This window comes from Bradyrhizobium sp. DOA1, assembly GCF_001593325.1.
In the GTDB taxonomy this organism is placed as follows: domain Bacteria; phylum Pseudomonadota; class Alphaproteobacteria; order Rhizobiales; family Xanthobacteraceae; genus Bradyrhizobium.
In genome coordinates this window covers 7,424,553-7,440,859 of the sequence record NZ_JXJM01000001.1, presented here as the reverse complement: position 1 = coordinate 7,440,859, position 16,307 = coordinate 7,424,553, and the positions used below count along the sequence as shown (strand labels likewise).

General features: G+C 64.5%; 16 protein-coding genes. 9 read left to right on the top strand and 7 right to left on the bottom strand.

All coding sequences use genetic code 11. The features are described from left to right. Window positions 1-208: 208 nt before the first annotated feature. Together SE91_RS34400 and SE91_RS34395 are read left to right on the top strand one after the other, a co-directional pair. Window positions 209-1,897: a methyl-accepting chemotaxis protein gene (locus SE91_RS34400; protein WP_061850788.1), complete on the top strand. Its 1,689-nt coding sequence runs from the start codon at window positions 209-211 to the stop codon at window positions 1,895-1,897. A gap of 46 nt (window positions 1,898-1,943) precedes the next feature. Next, window positions 1,944-3,032, top strand: coding sequence for a phosphotransferase (locus SE91_RS34395; RefSeq protein ID WP_061850787.1), 1,089 nt, complete (start codon window positions 1,944-1,946; stop codon window positions 3,030-3,032). Between the two features lie 122 nt (window positions 3,033-3,154). Here SE91_RS34395 and SE91_RS34390 read toward each other — a convergent pair whose 3' ends face one another. The 3 genes from SE91_RS34390 to SE91_RS34380 are packed head-to-tail and all read right to left on the bottom strand — an operon-like array spanning window position 3,155 to window position 6,354. Then, window positions 3,155-4,711: an MDR family MFS transporter gene (locus SE91_RS34390; protein WP_008540517.1), complete on the bottom strand. Its 1,557-nt coding sequence runs from the start codon at window positions 4,709-4,711 to the stop codon at window positions 3,155-3,157. A 4-nt stretch (window positions 4,712-4,715) separates the two neighbouring features. After that, the gene (locus SE91_RS34385; RefSeq protein ID WP_008540519.1) at window positions 4,716-5,879 is read right to left on the bottom strand and encodes an HlyD family secretion protein; all 1,164 of its coding nucleotides are present in this window, start codon (window positions 5,877-5,879) and stop codon (window positions 4,716-4,718) included. Next, a complete protein-coding gene (locus SE91_RS34380) occupies window positions 5,872-6,354 on the bottom strand; it encodes a MarR family winged helix-turn-helix transcriptional regulator (RefSeq protein WP_061851467.1) in 483 nt (160 codons plus the stop codon). The genes SE91_RS34385 and SE91_RS34380 overlap by 8 nt, the downstream gene beginning before the upstream one ends. Before the next feature lie 157 nt (window positions 6,355-6,511). Here SE91_RS34380 and SE91_RS34375 point away from each other — a divergent pair, with 157 nt between their 5' ends. From SE91_RS34375 to SE91_RS34360, 4 genes are all read left to right on the top strand, one after another. Next, the gene (locus SE91_RS34375) at window positions 6,512-7,006 is read left to right on the top strand and encodes a Fur family transcriptional regulator (protein ID WP_008540524.1); all 495 of its coding nucleotides are present in this window, start codon (window positions 6,512-6,514) and stop codon (window positions 7,004-7,006) included. Between the two features lie 35 nt (window positions 7,007-7,041). Beyond that, the gene (locus tag SE91_RS34370) at window positions 7,042-7,995 is read left to right on the top strand and encodes a DMT family transporter (protein WP_060737383.1); all 954 of its coding nucleotides are present in this window, start codon (window positions 7,042-7,044) and stop codon (window positions 7,993-7,995) included. A gap of 12 nt (window positions 7,996-8,007) precedes the next feature. Then, on the top strand, window positions 8,008-9,291 hold the full coding sequence (gene ispG, locus SE91_RS34365) for a flavodoxin-dependent (E)-4-hydroxy-3-methylbut-2-enyl-diphosphate synthase (RefSeq protein ID WP_061850786.1): 1,284 nt from the start codon (window positions 8,008-8,010) through the stop codon (window positions 9,289-9,291). Window positions 9,292-9,437: 146 nt separating this feature from the next. Beyond that, window positions 9,438-10,334 carry a TauD/TfdA dioxygenase family protein gene (locus tag SE91_RS34360; protein ID WP_008540532.1) on the top strand — a complete coding sequence of 299 codons (897 nt, stop codon included), beginning with the start codon at window positions 9,438-9,440 and terminating at the stop codon, window positions 10,332-10,334. A 111-nt stretch (window positions 10,335-10,445) separates the two neighbouring features. On the opposite strand, the gene SE91_RS37965 is transcribed toward SE91_RS34360, so the two are convergent. Next, complete coding sequence (locus SE91_RS37965; RefSeq protein WP_156489916.1) at window positions 10,446-10,730, bottom strand: hypothetical protein; 285 nt, start codon at window positions 10,728-10,730, stop codon at window positions 10,446-10,448. Here SE91_RS37965 and SE91_RS34355 point away from each other — a divergent pair. Next, entirely contained in the window at window positions 10,717-11,385 is a 669-nt protein-coding gene (locus SE91_RS34355; RefSeq protein WP_156489915.1) for an N-acetylmuramoyl-L-alanine amidase, read from the top strand. The genes SE91_RS37965 and SE91_RS34355 overlap by 14 nt on opposite strands. Before the next feature lie 30 nt (window positions 11,386-11,415). Here SE91_RS34355 and SE91_RS34350 read toward each other — a convergent pair whose 3' ends face one another. The 3 genes from SE91_RS34350 to SE91_RS34340 form a co-directional block, all read right to left on the bottom strand. Next, complete coding sequence (locus SE91_RS34350) at window positions 11,416-13,023, bottom strand: Na+/H+ antiporter (RefSeq protein WP_061850784.1); 1,608 nt, start codon at window positions 13,021-13,023, stop codon at window positions 11,416-11,418. A gap of 48 nt (window positions 13,024-13,071) precedes the next feature. Further along, window positions 13,072-13,929 (bottom strand): class A beta-lactamase, encoded by an 858-nt coding sequence (gene bla, locus SE91_RS34345; protein ID WP_061850783.1) that lies wholly within the window; start codon window positions 13,927-13,929, stop codon window positions 13,072-13,074. 192 nt (window positions 13,930-14,121) lie between these two features. Then, window positions 14,122-14,496, bottom strand: coding sequence for a nuclear transport factor 2 family protein (locus SE91_RS34340; protein WP_008540543.1), 375 nt, complete (start codon window positions 14,494-14,496; stop codon window positions 14,122-14,124). A gap of 108 nt (window positions 14,497-14,604) precedes the next feature. Between SE91_RS34340 and SE91_RS34335 the strand changes: the two genes are divergently transcribed. Together SE91_RS34335 and SE91_RS34330 are read left to right on the top strand one after the other, a co-directional pair. Next, complete coding sequence (locus SE91_RS34335) at window positions 14,605-15,033, top strand: GFA family protein (RefSeq protein WP_061850782.1); 429 nt, start codon at window positions 14,605-14,607, stop codon at window positions 15,031-15,033. A 182-nt stretch (window positions 15,034-15,215) separates the two neighbouring features. Further along, window positions 15,216-16,307 (top strand): caspase family protein (locus SE91_RS34330; RefSeq protein WP_197489553.1); only part of this gene is annotated, 1,092 nt, incomplete at its 3' end.

The following is a 16,307-nucleotide window of genomic DNA, read 5'->3' as shown; positions in this document are numbered from 1 at the left end:
TTTCGTGCACTGACGGCAGGCGCTGCGTTGCGTCAGGCATTCTCGCCACGCTTGTGCGTCAGCCTGGCTGACCCAAATCGATGGCTTGACGCTCAATTCCCGTAGTTGTGCGGAGTTCGCGCGATACAATTCCGGCGCGAAGCAATTCCGTATTTACCGTATTCGTTTAGGGTCACTCCGGTTTCGACACGCACACCGGATTATTTTCATGAAATTTCGTCTGTCGTTGTCTTCAGCGATCATTGCGTTCGGGATCGTTCTCGCCATCGGCTTCACCGCCGTCGTCTCCACCAGTCTCTACACCCTGCGCGAGCTCAAGGTCGGAGGCCCGCTCTATTCCGACATCAAGCTCGGCAACGACCTCATCGCCGATATCCTGCCGCCGCCGGAATACATCATCGAGGCCTATCTCGAGGCCACCCTCGCCATGCGCGAGCCGGACCAGCTTGCCGCCCATGGCGAGCGCCTGGTCCAGCTCCGCAAGGATTACGACGAGCGCAAGGCATTCTGGGTCTCCTCCAGCCTCGCAGCCGATCTGAAGACCGCGCTGGTGTCGAAATCCGATGCCGAGGTGCAGAAATTCTGGAAGGCGTCCGACCAGCTCCTTCCGGCCCTCAAGGCCAAGGATGCGGCCGCTGCCGAGCGCGCCTATGCGCAGCTGAAGGAGGCCTACACCGCGCATCGCGCCGTCATCGACAGCATCGTCGAGAACGCCAACAAGCAGAATGCCGCGATGGAGAAGCTGGCCGCCGACCGCGACAGCTCGATGCTCTACATCCTCCTCGGCGTCGCCGCTGCCGTGCTCGCCTTCATTGCCGCGGGCCTGCTCGGCGTCGCTCTGGGCGTGGTGCGCCCGATCGTGCGCATGACGGACACGATGCAGAAGCTCGCGACCGGCGACCTCGCCGCCGACATTCCTTTCGCGCACCGCCGGGACGAGGTCGGTTCGATGGCGGGTGCGCTTGTGGTGTTCAAGCAGGCGGCGATGGAGAATTCCCGCCTGCGCGAGGAGCAGTTGCGACAGGAGCAGGAAGCTGCGCTGGCCAAGCGCGGCGCCCTGCAGCAGATGGCCGAGACCGTCGAGCGCGAGACCGGCCGCTCGGTCGACACCGCGAGCGCGGCGAGCCATGGCGTGGAGCGGGCCGCCACCAGCCTGTCCGAGATCGCAAGCTCGCTCTCGGCACAGTCGCAGGCTGTTGCTGCAGCCTCCACCCAGGCCCTCGGCAGCTCGCAGACCGTCTCGGCTGCGGCGGAAGAACTTAGCGCCTCGATCCGCGAGATCGCGAGCCAGGTCGCGCGGACCAGCACGGTTACCAAATCTGCGGTTGCCGGCCGCGAGCAGGCGCGGTCGACCATCCAGGCATTGGCCGGTTCGGTCAGGAAGATCGCCGAGGTCTCCGACCTCATCGGCGGCATCGCCGGCCAGACCAACCTCCTGGCGCTCAACGCCACGATCGAAGCGGCGCGCGCCGGCGAGGCCGGCCGCGGCTTCGCGGTGGTTGCCGCTGAGGTGAAATCCCTGTCCGACCAGACCGCAAAGTCCACCGAGGAGATCGCGCGGCTAATCGCCGAGATCCAGACCTCGACGCAGGCCGCGGTCGATGCCGTCGAGACCATGGGCGGACACATCGTCGAGATCGATGGCGTCGCGACCTCGGTCGCTACTGCGATGGAGCAACAGGATGCCGCAACACGGGAGATCACGCGGTCGATCTCCGAATCGGCGTCCGCGGCGCAGGAGGTTTCGATCAAGATAGGTAATGTCAGCCGCGACGCCGCCTCCGTGAATGAGCGCGCGGCGGAGGTCAGGCAGGCGATCGCCGGCATGTCGGACAATCTCGAGCAGCTGCGGTCGGTCGTGGTGAGGACGGTGCGGGACTCGACCGCGGCGGCTTGAGCGGGTCCAGGGGCCGCGGTCGTGCCTGGGAACGTGATCGTGCAGTATGACGCGGGACAGGGGCATCGTGGTTATGACGATTCCACAATTGCCTGATGTCGTTGAGCCCGCCCGATTGACGGCTGCCTTGCGCAAAGGCGGCGTGCTGGACGCTGGCGCGGTGCGCGAGGTGAAGGTGCTGCATCAGCATCCGGCCCTCGTATCGCACGTCGTTCGCCTTGGGCTGCGGTATGTCGGGGAATCCGCTGGCGCCCCGCACTCCGTCATCCTCAAGATGCCACATTCATCCTATGCCAAGTCGCTGGCCAATTCCGGTCGGCAGGAAGTGGCCTTCTATACTCGGCTTGCGCCGAACATGCCGTCGCAAATCGTGCCGCGCTGCTACGATGGCCATTTTGACGAGGAGAGCCAAGCCTGGCATCTCCTGCTCGAGGACCTCACCGACAGCCACGAGGTCGCCGCCGACTGGCCATTGCCGCCCTCGCGCGATCAGGCAATGGCGATCGTCACGGCGCTCGCCCGGTGGCATGCATCTTGGTGGGACCACTCCGGTCTCGGAGACACCGTCGGTACCTGGGCGAGTCCCAACGACAGCGCGAAGCTCATGGATACTTTCGCGGGTCACTATGATCGCTTCGCCGATCTGCTCGGTGACCGCCTCAGCGAGGAGCGGCGTATCCTATACCGGCGCTTTATCGAGAAGGCGGAGCTGCTACTGCAACGCTACCATTCGCATCGCCACGTAACCATCGCGCACGGCGATGCCCATACCTGGAATTTCCTGCTGCCGCGCTCGGGCGTCACGGATACCGTTCGCATCTTCGACTTCGACCAGTGGCGCATCAACGTGCCGACGAATGACCTCGCCTACATGATGGCCACACAGTGGTATCCGGAGCGCAGGCAGGCGCTCGAGCGGCCTTTGCTCAACCATTATCACCAGACGCTGATGCAGCACGGTGTTGCCGGCTACACCCGAGGCACACTCGACCAGGACTATCGTCGATCGGTGCTCTGGCACATCACCAAACCGGTCTGGCAATGGAGCATCAACATCCCGCCGGTGATCTGGTGGAACAATCTGGAGCGGGTGTTCGCGGCCGTGGACGATCTCGGTTGCGAGGAGTTGTTGTAGACCCTCTGCAAACTCGCTGTCGTCGCCCGGCTTGACCGGGCGACCCAGTATTCCAGAGATAGTCGTGGGAAAAGCCACGGCGTACCGGATGCCCCGGTCAAGCCGGGGCATGACATCTGCGACTACTCCATCACCGCGTGCTCCGGCCCGGCCGCCTGCTTGCGCAGCGTGGCCTTGGTGGAGCCGATCAGCAAGGCGAGCGGGATGGTGCAGAGGATGAAGACCATCACCAGCTGGTAATCATGCGCGAAGGCGATGATCTGCGCCTGCACGCTGACCATTCTGTCGGCCATGGCGCGGCCGGTGTCGGTGGACAGATTGATCATGCCGCTGACGTCGGGCATCTGCAGCGCGTGGTTGAACGGGTTGATGTGCTCGGACAGGATCGCATAGGTCCGACGCGTTCCCTGCGTCAGCTCGGCGATGACGACGGAAATGCCGACCGAACTCGCGACGTTGCGCATCAAGGTCAGCATCGCAGCGCCGTCGGTGCGCAGCTCGTTCGACAGCGTCAGGAACGCGACGGTCGAGAGCGGGACGAAGACGAGCCCGAAGCCAAAGCCCTGGATGACGCTGACGGTGACGATCTCCGGCACCTGCGTCAGGTCGGTCCAGCCGGTCATCTGGAATAGCGAGCCAGCGGTCAATGTCAAGCCGGCGATGATCAGCGTGCGTGCCTCGAAGTAACGCATCATCCTGCCGACCAGCATCATGGCGAAGAAGGTGCCGATGCCGCGGGTCGCCAGCAGCAGGCCGGCGGTGATGATGGGATAGCCGATCACGTTCTGCATGTAGGGCGAGGCCAGCGCCATGGTCGAGAACAGCACGAGCCCCATCACGATCATGAACAGGCAGCCGCCGACGAAGTTGCGGTCCCGGAACAGCGCGAAGCGGATGAACGGCGTCGAGGTCGTGAAGGAGTGCGCGAGGAAGAAGTAGAACGCGACGGCGGAGACGATGAACTCCGCGACGATCTCGTTGGATTCGAGCCAGCCCAATTGCTCGCCGCGGTCGAGCGCGAGCTGAAGCGCGCCGATGGCGACCGCCAGCGCGGCGAAGCCGAACCAGTCGAATTTGAGGCTGAGATTCTTGTTGGTCTCGTCCATGAAGACGATGAGGCCAAGCACCGTAATGGCCCCGAACGGCAGGTTGACGAAGAACACCCAGTGCCAGGAATAGGTCTCGGTCAGCCAGGCGCCGAGCGAGGGCCCCATGATCGGGCCCATCATCACGCCCATGCCCCAGATCGACATCGCCTTGGCGCGTTCCTGGAGCGTGTAATAGTCCAGCATCACCGATTGCGACAGCGGCACCAGGGCCGCGCCGAACACCCCCTGGAGCAACCGGAATAGCACCATCTGGTTGATGTCCTGCGCGAGTCCGCACAGCACGGAAGCGAAGGTGAAGCCGGCCGAGCAGATGATGAAGATGCGCTTGCGGCCGAAGCGGTTGGAGATCCAACCCACCGGCGCGGTCATGATGGCGGCGGCGACGATGTAGGAAGTCAGCACCCAGTTGATCTGATCCTGCGAGGCCGACAGCGTGCCTTGCATGTAGGGCAGGGCAACGTTGGCGATGGTGGTGTCCAGCGCCTGCATGATGGTCGCGGTCATGGCGCAGATCGTCACCATGTTCCGGCGCAGGCCGGGGACCATCAGGCTGGCATCGGCGCCGGACATCGGATCAGTCCTTGTCCTGGTTCGCCGCCGCCGACAGGCCGAAGAGACCGGCGAGCGAGCGCTGGTGGCCGGTGTCGATGGTGGCATAGACGCTCATGCCGGCTTTCAGCTTCCGCACATATTCGTCGGTCTCGTCGAAATAGATCCTGATCGGCACGCGCTGCACCACCTTGACGAAATTGCCCATGGCGTTCTGCGGCGGCAGGATCGCGAACTGGGCCCCGGTACCAGGCGAGAGCGAGCCGATCTTGCCTTTGAAGACGTGGTTCGGGAACGCATCGACCTCAAGCGTGACCGGCTGTCCTTCGGTCACGTAGGTGAGGTCGCTCTCCTTCGGGTTGGCGTCGACCCAGGGATGGGCGATGTCGATGATGGAGAACACCGGCGTACCTGCGACGACATAGCGGCCGAGCTGGATCTGCTCGACCTGCGTGGCCACGCCATCCATCGGCGCGCGCAGCACGGTATGATCAAGGTTGCGCTGAGCATCGTCCAGCTTGGCTTTCGCCTGAGCGTAGGGCGGGAATTGCTCGAGCGGCAGGTCGGGGTTGCCGAGCAACTGCGTCTTGGCATTGGAGAGCTGCTGCTTGATGTATTGGGCTTGTGCGCCGGCGGTGACCAGCGCATTCGACGCGTTGTCGAGATCGAGCTGGGAGCCGTAATTGTTCTTCACCAGCGCCTGCTTGCGCTCGACGTCGCGCTGCTTCAGATCGATGCCCTGCTGCGCGAGGTTGAGCATGTCGCCGTAGATCTTGATGTTGGAAACGAGATTGTCGTAGGTCGTCTGGGCCTGCGCGAGTTGCGCTTTGGCTTCTTCGACGGCATGACGGAACGGAACGGGGTCGATCTCGAACAGCTCGTCTCCCCGCTTGACCGTCTGGCCTTCTTTCACGATCACCTTCTGGATTTTGCCGGAGATGTCGGGCGTCACCAGTACCTTCTGTGCACCGACATAGGCATTGTCGGTGCCGACATAGCGGCCGCCATGCAGATAAAAAGTGAGGCCGCCGATGACGACGACAACAGGCAGGACGACGAGAAGCAGGAAGCGGCGATAGCGGCGCAGGCCCGCCACCAGGCGGCGGCGCGGATCGGTGCCAGCTTTCTTCGTCGGCTTGCCGCTCTCGGTCTTCTGCTCGGGCTGGAACTTGAGGACTTGATCAGCCATAGCGCTGCTCCTTGCGTGCCTGTTCCGCGCCGCTGGTTTGGGTGGCGTTCCGCACGTTCTCCTTGATCGTTTCCAACTGGGTGAGGAGACGGTGGGCATCGGCCGGGCTGATGCTGTCGAGCGCGTTGGCGGTGATCTCGGACCTGAGCCCGCTCATCCGTCCCAGCAGCTGCCGGCCGGCCTTCTTCAGGTAGAGCCGCTTGACTCGGCGATCCGAGGCGTCGTTGCGGCGCTCGATCCAGTCGTTGTCGCAGAGCTTGTCGATCAGGCGCGTCAGCGTGATCGGCTGCACCTCCAGAAGCTCGGCGAGCTCCGATTGCTTCATGCCCTCGCTGCGCTCGACCTTGGCCAGTACCGCCCATTGTGCCCGCGTGATGCCGAAGCGCGACGCCTCCTTGTCGGCGTAGACGCGCAGCAGCCGATAGAGCTCGGCGAGCGTGAACAGGAAGTTCTGGTCGACAGACCCACGGGTCATGAGCTTGGTCTCCAATGAGCCAGGAATATAATAAGCAAGCTTATGATTATTGCCCGGCGGAATATCGGGACGCTGTCCCGCAGCGAGAGCATGGCTGGCAGCCATCCGCAGGGTCGCGCTTTGGGTTCCCTTGCCGAAATGCTAGAAGCGAGGCCGCATGACCTTGGCAAAGCCTGCTTTTCCCGCGCCTGACCACGATCACGGCCGCTGCACCGCGGATGCGTTGGCGCATGCCGAAGCGGTCTGTCGGCAGCGCGCGCAGAAATTCACGCCGATCCGCCGTCAGGTGCTGGAGGCGCTGCTCTCCAGCCACCGCCCGCTCGGCGCCTACGAGGTGATCGACGAACTCGCCAAGTCGATGGCGCGGCCGGCGCCGATCACGGTCTATCGCGCGCTCGATTTCCTGATGGCGAACGGCCTCGTGCACCGCATCGAGAGCCGCAACGCCTATCTCGCCTGCGCCGCCCACGACCACGACGCGACCTCGGCGGTGGCGTTCCTGATCTGCGAACGTTGTGGCCTCGTCGGCGAAATTCCCTCGGCGTCCTTCGCCAAGGACCTCAATGCCGCCGCGCGCAGTTCCGGTTTTGCGCCGAAACTGTCTGTGGTGGAGATCACGGGCGTCTGCACACATTGTCAGAAAGCTGCCTGAAGCAACAACGGCACCAAGCCGGTCATCGGGAAGAAATGTCCTCACCACAAGCCATACCGTCCGCCGGCCGTCCCCTCAGTGCCGGCGCCATCGCCCTGATGCTGATGCTGTGCCTGACCTGGGGCTTCAACCAGATCGCGGTGAAGCTGGTGCTGCCGGACATCCCGCCGATGCTCCAGGCCACGATCCGCTCGATGGGCGCGCTGCCGGTGCTGTTCATCATCGGCACCCTGCGCGGCGTCAAATTCTTCGAACGTGACGGCACCTGGAAGGCAGGGCTCATTGCCGGGCTGATGTTCGGCATCGAGTTCGTTCTGATCTTCCAGGGCCTGCGCTTCACCTCAGCGTCGCGGGCGGTGGTGTTTCTCTACACCGCGCCGTTCTTCGTCGCGCTGGGTTCGTACCAAGTGCTCGGCGAGCGGCTTGGCGGGACGCAATGGCTGGGGCTCGCGGTGAGCTTTGCCGGCGTCGCACTCGCCATCGGCGTGCCGCAACCCGATGTCGATGCCAGGGTGCTGCTGGGCGACCTCATGATCGTCGGCGGCGCGGCGCTGTGGGCGGCGACGACCTTGGTTGCCAAGGGCACGCGGCTGCGCTTCGCCGCGCCGGAGAAGGCGCTGGGCTATCAGGTCGCGACCTCGATCCCGATTTTGGGACTCGCAGCCTGGCTGTTCGGCGAATCGATCACCCACACGCCCGCGCCCTTGTCCGTAGGCCTCATGGCCTTCCAGGCGATCTGGGTGGTCGGAACCACGTTCACGCTTTGGTTCGCGCTGGTGAAGGCCTATTCGGCCAGCAAATTGTCGGCTTTTACCTTCATCACCCCTTTGTTTGGCGTGGTCGGTAGCTATTTCATCATGCACGATACCCTGAGCCTGACATTTGGGGCCGCCGCGGTCCTTGTAATTGCTGGGCTTTTTCTCGTTAACCGTCCCAGCTCGACGGCTGCGGCGCCGCGCGATGCATTGCTGAACGTCACCAAAACCTGATATTTGGACCCCATGAACAAGCTCGAAAACCCCCTCGATTCCGAGATCGCAGGCCCCGCGCCCCGGCACCGGACCACCCAGGTCAAGGTCGGCAACGTCGCCGTCGGTGGCGGAGCACCGATCGTCGTGCAGTCGATGACCAACACCGACACCGCCGACATCGACGGCACCATCGCCCAGGTCGCAGCGCTCGCGCGCGCCGGCTCCGAAATGGTCCGCATCACCGTGGACCGCGAGGAGGCCGCAGCCGCCGTTCCGCACATCCGCGACGGCCTCGCCAAGCGCGGCATCACCACGCCCCTGATCGGCGACTTCCATTATATCGGCCACAAGCTGCTCGCGGCCTATCCCGCCTGCGCCGAGGCGCTCGCCAAGTACCGCATCAATCCCGGCAATGTCGGCTTCAAGGACAAGCGCGACAGCCAGTTCGCCGACATCATCGAGATCGCCAACAAGAACAACAAGCCGGTGCGCATCGGCGCCAATTGGGGCTCGCTCGACCAGGAGCTGCTCACCAAGCTGATGGACGAGAACGCTGCCTCGCCCAACCCGCGCGACGTGCGCGCGGTGACGCGCGAGGCCATGGTGCAGTCGGCGCTCCTGTCGGCCGCGCGTGCCGAAGAGCTCGGCATGCCCAAGGATCGCATCATCCTGTCGGCCAAGGTGTCGGCGGTGCAGGATCTGATCGCGGTCTACCAGGATCTGGCGTCCCGTTCCGACTACGCCATCCATCTCGGCCTCACCGAAGCCGGCATGGGCTCGAAGGGCATCGTGGCGTCGTCGGCCGCGCTCGGCATCCTGCTGCAGCAGGGCATCGGCGACACCATCCGCATCTCGCTGACGCCGGAGCCCGGCGGCGACCGCACCCGTGAGGTGCAGGTCGGCCAGGAGCTGCTCCAGACCATGGGCTTCCGCACCTTCGTGCCGCTGGTTGCGGCCTGCCCCGGCTGCGGCCGCACCACCTCGACCACGTTCCAGGAACTGGCCCGCTCGATCCAGGATTTCATCCGCGACGAGATGCCGAACTGGAAGACGAAATATCCCGGCGTGGAAGAGCTCAACGTCGCGGTGATGGGCTGCATCGTCAACGGCCCCGGCGAATCCAAGCACGCCAATATCGGCATCTCGCTGCCCGGCACCGGCGAAGCGCCGGCCGCCCCGGTGTTCGTCGACGGCAAGAAGTTCCGCACCCTGCGCGGACCGACGATCTCCGCCGACTTCAAGGCGTTGGTGATCGACTACATCGAGCAGCGTTACGGCCAGGGCGCCAAGGTGCCGGTGACGGCGGCGGAGTAGGCGTCTCCTCAACATCGGAATCGTAGGGCGGGTTAGCGCAGCGTAACCCGCCTTACTTTTGCGGGGGCGAAGTGGCGGGTTACGCTTCGCTAACCCGCCCTACATTGCTACGATGTCCCCAATCAACAACGATCGGGAGACACGCCATGAGCTCACTCGCCGGCAAGCAGGGCCCGCGCTATCGCCATACGGCTGATGACGGTGCGCCTTACGAGACGCTTCAGGTCGAAAAACTCACACCCATCATCGGCGCGGAAATCTCCGGCGTCGACATCGGCAGGCTGGTCGAGGGCGACAGCCGCTCCAACCGGCAGATGGACGAGATCCATCGCGCGCTCGCCGAGAACCTCGTGATCTTCTTCCGCGACCAGCACATCACGCCGCAGCAGCATCTCGCCTTCGGCCGCAAGTTCGGCGAACTGCATTTCCATCCTGCCGCGCCGCATGAGGATGAAGATCCCGCGCTGATGAAGATCTACGCCGACAAGAACTCGCCGCGCGCCAATGGCGAGGGCTGGCATTCCGACGTGTCCTGCGATCTCGAGCCGCCGATGGGCTCGATCCTCTACATCAAGCAGTGCCCGCCGCGTGGCGGCGACACGCTGTTCGCCAACATGTACGCGGCCTATGAGGCGCTGTCCGACCGCATGAAGGCCTATCTCGACGGGTTGACAGCGCTGCATGACGGCGAGCCGATCTATCGCGGGCTTTACGCCAATTATGGCGTCGCCGACCGGCCGAGCTATCCGCATGCCGAGCATCCCGTGGTGCGCACGCATCCCGTGACCGGCCGAAAGGCGCTCTACGTCAACCGCGGCTTCACGCGCCACATCAACGGCGTCCCCCGCGACGAGAGCGATGCGATGCTCGCTTATCTCTACCAGCACGCCGAGAACCCGCTGTTCCAGTGCCGCTTCCGCTGGACCGAAAACGCCATCGCCTTCTGGGACAACCGCTGCACCCAGCATCGCGCGATGTGGGACTACTGGCCGCACACGCGCTCGGGCACGCGGGTGACGGTGAAGGGCGAGCGGCCGGTTTAGGAGGCGGTGCCGTAGCGCCGTAGGGTGGGCAAAGCGAAGCGTGCCCACTATCTCGCCCCGCACGCAACACGATGGTGGGCACAGCGCGCGAAGAGCGCGTCTTTGCCCACCCTACGACCGTTCCTTGCGTTGACGTCTTCCGATTCCCGCGTCAATCTTCCCGAAAGCAAATCGCGGATCGCGGCATCGGGGTAGCGGCATCGGGGTAGCGGCATCGGGGTAGCGGTTGGGGCAATCGCGCAGCAACATCGCAATTTGGATCATATCGCTCGTTGCGTCGATCCTGCTGTCGCCGCTCGCCTTGGCCGACCTCGCCGAAGCTGCCGCCGCGCGAAAGCTCGCAAGACCCAGGCCAAAGCCACCGCCTCCGGCCAAATGCGAGATGCCGAAATTCAAGATCGTCGTCGATGTCGGGCACACACCGGACTCTTACGGTGCGCTGAGCGCACGCAACGATCCGGAGTTCGGCTTCAACCTCCGTCTCGCAAGTCTGATCACGGCCAAGCTCAAGTCCGAAGGGTTTGCCGCAGCCCGCCTGCTGGTCACGGACGGCAAGGCGAAGGCGAGCCTGTTCAAGCGCGTCAGTGCCGCGAATGACGGCCGGACCGATCTGTTCCTGTCGGTGCATCACGATTCGGTGCCGGACAAGTTGCTCGACAGGTGGGAATTCGACGGCGCATACAGCTATTTCAGCGACCGCTTTTCGGGCCACTCGCTGTTCGTATCGCAACGAAATCCGCACTTCACCACCAGCCTGAGGCTGGCGCGGATGATCGGCAGGCAGTTGAAGGAGCAGGGCCTGAACTACGCGAACCAATACACGCTGCCGGTGATGGGCCGCTACCGTCGCCAGCTGCTCGACAGGGATGTCGGCGTCTATCGTTATGACGGGCTCGTCGTGCTCTCGCGGACGCGGAGCGCCGCAGTGCTGCTCGAGGCCGGCTCGATCATCAACCGCGACGAGGAGATGGAGATGAACTCGCCGGAGCGGCAGGAGGCAGTTGCGGCAGCCGTTGCGGCGGCGATGAGGGAGTTTTGCGAGAAGCGGTAGTGGTTTGGCACTCGTCAATGACAAAGGAGGTCACAGCGGCGCGCCGCGATACTCTCGGTTCGCCAGGCTCGCCTCCTCCAGGTCGAGATCGCGTTCGATCCGCCGCCGCGTCTCGTCGGTGATCTGGCCGTCGCGCAGGAGATCGTGGATGAACTTGCGCTCGGCGACGATCAGCGCGCGGGTCAGCGTGGTGCCGGCGGCCGAGACGTCGTGATGGGTGGGATCAAGCGCGTCGGGCAGCTGGTTGACGCGGATCTCATGGCGGGCGCGGAGCAGCCGCATCACCTCGTCCGACACTTCTTTCTCCGCGCTCAGTGCGTCCAGCGATCTCAGCGCGGCATCGAGGGCTTGTCGGCGCGCCGCGATCTCGGCCTCGTGCTCGGCGGCATGCTCGTTGCGGCCCGCCTCGGCGACGCCGAGCCAGCGCACCACCGGTGGCAGTGTCAGCCCGACGCCGACCAGCGTGACGAAGATGACGCCGAAGGCGACGAACAGGATCAGGTCGCGATACGGGAAGGCCTCACCACCGGGCAGCGTGAACGGCAGCGCCAGCGCTGCGGCCAGCGAGACCGCGCCGCGTACCCCGGTGAAGGCGAGCACGAACGGCCATTGCCATGGCGGCGACGGATCGCGCTCGCGCAGCGATTTGCTGAGCATCCGCGGCAGATATGTCGCGGGATAGAGCCAGGCGAAGCGCGCGACGACGACGATCATCAGGACCACGGCGGTCGCGATCAGGATGTCGTCGAGCGGAAACGACTTCGACTTCTCGTAGAGCGCGCGCATCTGGAAGCCGGTGAGCAGGAACAGCATGCCCTCGATCAAATAGATGATGAGATCCCAGAAGAAGATGCCTTGCAGGCGCGTCGCCGAGGAGATCAGCAGCGGCCCGTTCCAGCTCACATAGAGACCGCAAGCGACCGTCGCGATCACGCCGGAGCCGCCGACATGCTCGGGCAGCCAAAAGGAGACGTAAGGTGTGAGCAGCGACAGCGTGAGCTCGACCTGCGGATCCCCGGACCATTTGCGGAAACGCAGGGACAGCCAGCCGATGCCGATGCCGAAGGCGATCTCGCCGGCGATGATGAGTAGGAATTCGCCGGCCGCCAGCGGCAGCGAGAAATGCCCAACCATGATCGCGGCGAGCGCAAAACGGTAGAGGATCAGCGCGGTGGCGTCGTTGGCGAGCCCTTCGCCCTCGAGCACCACCAGGATCCGGCGCGGCATGTGCAGCCGGCGCGCGATCGCGAGCGGCGCCACCACGTCGGGTGGGGCGACGATGGCCCCGAGCAGGAAGGCGAAGGTCCAGGGCAGGCCGATCAGATAGTGCGTCGCGGCCGCCACCATCGCCGCCGTGAAGATTACGGCGCCGACTGCGAGCAGCACGATCGGACGCAGATTCTTCCTGAACTCGCGCCAGCTCATCGCGACGCTTGCCGAGTAGATCAGCGGTGGCAGCACCACCAGCAGCACCAGCGCCGGCGGCAGTTCCACCGACGGCATGCCCGGCACGAAGGCGAGGCCGACGCCGGCCAGCATCAGCAGGATGGCAGGAGCGACATTGAAGCGGCGCGCGGCCAGCGCCACACCCGCCAGCACGGCCAGCAGGATGAGAAAAGTCTGAAATTTGGCTTCCATGATTGTCTGTCTTGACCCGGAAGCGCCTGCAACGTCAATGCGCGCGGCTTACGCCAGCCGATCGGCCACCATCCGTCCGATTCGCGCGAACACGGCCGCGATCTGCGCCGCGCTCGGCGCGCCGCCCTGAACATAGGCCGTGATCAGGATCGGCGTGTCCGGCTTCGGCCATACCACCGCGATGTCGCCCGCGGCGTCCTTGCCGTTGTAGCCGGTCTTGTCGCCGATCTTCCAGCTCGCGGGCAGGCCGCCGCGCAGCCGGTTCGCACCGGTCTTGCAATTGACCATCCAGTCGGTGAGCTGCGCGCGTGAGGCCGGCGACAATGCTTCAGCCAGCACCAGGCGCCGCAGATTTCCGGCCATGGCCGCCGGCGTCGAGGTGTCCCGGGGATCTCCGGGCCGTGAGCGATTGAGCTCGGGCTCGTTGTGGTCGAGCCGCGAGGTGGTGTCGCCGATCGATCGCCAGAACGCGGTGAGCGCGGCCGGGCCACCGATCCGCGCCAGCAGCAGATTGGCGCAGGTGTTGTCGCTGAGCTCGACAATCGCCTTGCACATCTCGCTGACAGACATCGCGCCGGCCGCGAGATTTTGTCTGGCCACCGGCGCATACTCCAGGAGGTCGGCTTCCCGGTAAGGGATCATAGCGGCAAGCTGCTCCTCGCCGCGATCGACCCGCGCCAGCATACAGGCCGCGAGCGAGGCCTTGAATGTCGAGCACATCACGAACCGCTCGTCGGCGCGCCAGGCGAGCTTCGCGCCGCTGGCCAGGTTTTCCGCATGGACCCCGATCCGCCCGCCGCTCTCGCGTTCATAGGCCTCGAATTCCGGCGGCGCATCCGCGGCCAGCACGGGGGAGGCGGCCATCCAGCACAGGGAGGCGAGGAGGGAGCGACGATCGAGCGGCATGAGGACTTTCAGGGAGTTGAGGCAGGAAATATTGCGTATGTTGCATTCGCGTCGTCATTGCGAGGAGCGAAGCGACGAAGCAATCCAGAGTCTCCCCGCGGAGGGATTTGGATTGCTTCGTCGCAAGAGCTCCTCGCAATGACGGAGAATGGACATCGAGCGCGACAGATATTGGGCGAACGTCGAGCCTCGTCACTCCCTCAGGTCATACCGATACGATTTCGACACGATCTGCCAGCCGTCGGCGAGCTTCATCGCGACCAGATAGTCGGTGAAATAGCGCGGCGGCAGCTGGCATCGGACCTTGATGAAGGCGGTCTTGTCGTCGGAGCGATCGATGGTGACGATGAAATCCTCGCGCGGCTTGCCTTCGGCCTTGCCGGAGGGGCGCTTGCGCACGCGGTCGAGCCAGTCCGGCACGGTCAGCACCTGAAGCTCGCCCTTCTCGACCCAGCGCAGATCGGCGGAGGGATGGAAGATGGCGCCGAGTTTTTCGGCATCGCCCTCGTAAAGGCCGTCGAAATAGGATTGCACGACGGCTTCGACACTCGACCGGTTCTGGCTCATAGGTCATCCTCTTGCATGATGGCTTGTGAATTATGGCTTGGGGCGAACTTAGTCGCGCCCGTCAAAATGCGCTATGGGTGTGTCTGCCATTTGCGTGAAGGCGTCGCCATGACCGGATCAGAAAATTCGAACGTTCGTATCCTGATCGGCGAATGCTATTGCCGCGCCGTGCGCTTCGAGATCGCCGACGAGTTCTCCTATGCGATGAACTGCCACTGCTCGAACTGCCGTCGCACGACCGGCGCGGCGTTCAAGCCGTTCGCCGGCATCGCGCAGGACAAGCTCCGCATCATCAGGGGCGGCGACCAGCGGATGATTTTCGGCGACGATACCACCCATAATGCGCATTGTGCCCGGTGCGGCTCGCTGCTCTATTCCCGTGTGCGCGAGGGACAATGGGTCCATGTCGCCATGGGAACCCTGGTTGATACCCCCTCGATCCGGCCAAGCGCCCATATTTTCGTGGGTTCGAAGGCGCCCTGGCATGAGATTACGGACGATCTGCCGCAATATCGGGAGCATATCGGGGTTGTCTGAGGGAGCCCGGTTCGCTCGACCCTGTCGGCGAACCGCAACCGGGCTGGTGCGACAAACATAATGGGTCCTTTCGTCCAGCCGTCGGCGTCGCCTTCGTGACCTCCATCACAAGCGCCGGTGGCGGATCCTGCTAAAGCGGTCCCATGGGCTCGAAAGGCCCCCGAACCTTCGGAAGTCGTGTCATGCGCAATCTGCTCAGACTTTGCCCGCTTCTTCTCGCCGTCGTGTTGCTGCTCGGCGCCCAGCCCGCCCTTGCCGGCAAGCGCGTCGCCCTGGTGCTCGCCAACTCGGCCTATCAGCACGCACCGTCGCTGGCGAACCCCGTCAATGACGGTTCTGTGATGGCCAAGACGCTGAAGGAGGCCGGCTTCGACGTCGTCGATTCCCGGCACGATTTGTCGGCGCTGGAGACGCGTCGGGTGCTGCGCGACTTCGCAGATTCGACCCGGGATGCCGACATCGCCGTGGTCTACTATGCCGGTCACGGCATCGAGGTCGAAGGCTCCAACTATCTGATCCCCGTCGACGCCAAGCTCGAGCGCGACACCGACGTGTACGACGAGGCGCTTTCGCTCGATCGCATCCTGGTCGCGGTCGATCCGGCAAAGCAGCTCCGCCTGGTGATCCTGGATGCCTGCCGCGACAATCCGTTCGGCAAAAGGATGAAGCGCACCGTCGCCTCGCGCAGCTTCGGCCGAGGCCTGGCCCAGGTCGAACCCTCCAGCCCCAACACGTTGATCGCCTATTCGGCCAAGGCCGGTTTCACGGCGCAGGACGGCGACGGCGTCAACAGCCCGTTTACGGTTGCTCTGTCGAAGCATTTGACGACGCCGGGCCTCGATGTCCGCCGCGCTTTCGGCTTCGTGCGTGACGACGTGCTCAAGTCGACCGGCAACAAGCAGGAGCCGTTCGTCTATGGCTCGCTTGGCGGCGAGGACGTGCCGCTGGTGCCGGTCAAGGTGGCTGCGGCACAAGCGGCGCCGGTGGCGAACCCGCAGGCCGACATCCGCCGCGACTACGAGCTCGCGCTCCAGGTCGGCAACAAGGCGGCATGGGATGCCTTCCTCGCCCAGCATCCCGATGGCTTCTATGCGAGCCTTGCCAAGCTCCAGGTCGAGAAGATCGGCGCCGAGCAGGCCCACGCAGCGGCGATCGCGAAGGCAAAACAGGCCGAGGCCGAGCGCGACCGCCTCGCCGCCCTCGGCGCCCAGAAGGACGCGCAGGCCAGGGCCGCAGCCGACGCGAAAGCAGCCGAGCAGGCCCAGCTTGCCGCC

What these genes read in the sequence shown, in the direction of transcription:
- SE91_RS34400 (WP_061850788.1), top strand. Translation starts at nt 209, where the DNA reads ATGAAATTTCGTCTGTCGTTGTCTTCAGCGATCATTGCGTTCGGGATC.
- SE91_RS34395 (WP_061850787.1), top strand. Translation starts at nt 1,944, where the DNA reads ATGACGCGGGACAGGGGCATCGTGGTTATGACGATTCCACAATTGCCT.
- SE91_RS34390 (WP_008540517.1), bottom strand. Translation starts at nt 4,711, where the DNA reads ATGTCCGGCGCCGATGCCAGCCTGATGGTCCCCGGCCTGCGCCGGAAC.
- SE91_RS34385 (WP_008540519.1), bottom strand. Translation starts at nt 5,879, where the DNA reads ATGGCTGATCAAGTCCTCAAGTTCCAGCCCGAGCAGAAGACCGAGAGC.
- SE91_RS34380 (WP_061851467.1), bottom strand. Translation starts at nt 6,354, where the DNA reads ATGACCCGTGGGTCTGTCGACCAGAACTTCCTGTTCACGCTCGCCGAG.
- SE91_RS34375 (WP_008540524.1), top strand. Translation starts at nt 6,512, where the DNA reads ATGACCTTGGCAAAGCCTGCTTTTCCCGCGCCTGACCACGATCACGGC.
- SE91_RS34370 (WP_060737383.1), top strand. Translation starts at nt 7,042, where the DNA reads ATGTCCTCACCACAAGCCATACCGTCCGCCGGCCGTCCCCTCAGTGCC.
- ispG (WP_061850786.1), top strand. Translation starts at nt 8,008, where the DNA reads ATGAACAAGCTCGAAAACCCCCTCGATTCCGAGATCGCAGGCCCCGCG.
- SE91_RS34360 (WP_008540532.1), top strand. Translation starts at nt 9,438, where the DNA reads ATGAGCTCACTCGCCGGCAAGCAGGGCCCGCGCTATCGCCATACGGCT.
- SE91_RS34355 (WP_156489915.1), top strand. Translation starts at nt 10,717, where the DNA reads ATGCCGAAATTCAAGATCGTCGTCGATGTCGGGCACACACCGGACTCT.
- SE91_RS34350 (WP_061850784.1), bottom strand. Translation starts at nt 13,023, where the DNA reads ATGGAAGCCAAATTTCAGACTTTTCTCATCCTGCTGGCCGTGCTGGCG.
- bla (WP_061850783.1), bottom strand. Translation starts at nt 13,929, where the DNA reads ATGCCGCTCGATCGTCGCTCCCTCCTCGCCTCCCTGTGCTGGATGGCC.
- SE91_RS34340 (WP_008540543.1), bottom strand. Translation starts at nt 14,496, where the DNA reads ATGAGCCAGAACCGGTCGAGTGTCGAAGCCGTCGTGCAATCCTATTTC.
- SE91_RS34335 (WP_061850782.1), top strand. Translation starts at nt 14,605, where the DNA reads ATGACCGGATCAGAAAATTCGAACGTTCGTATCCTGATCGGCGAATGC.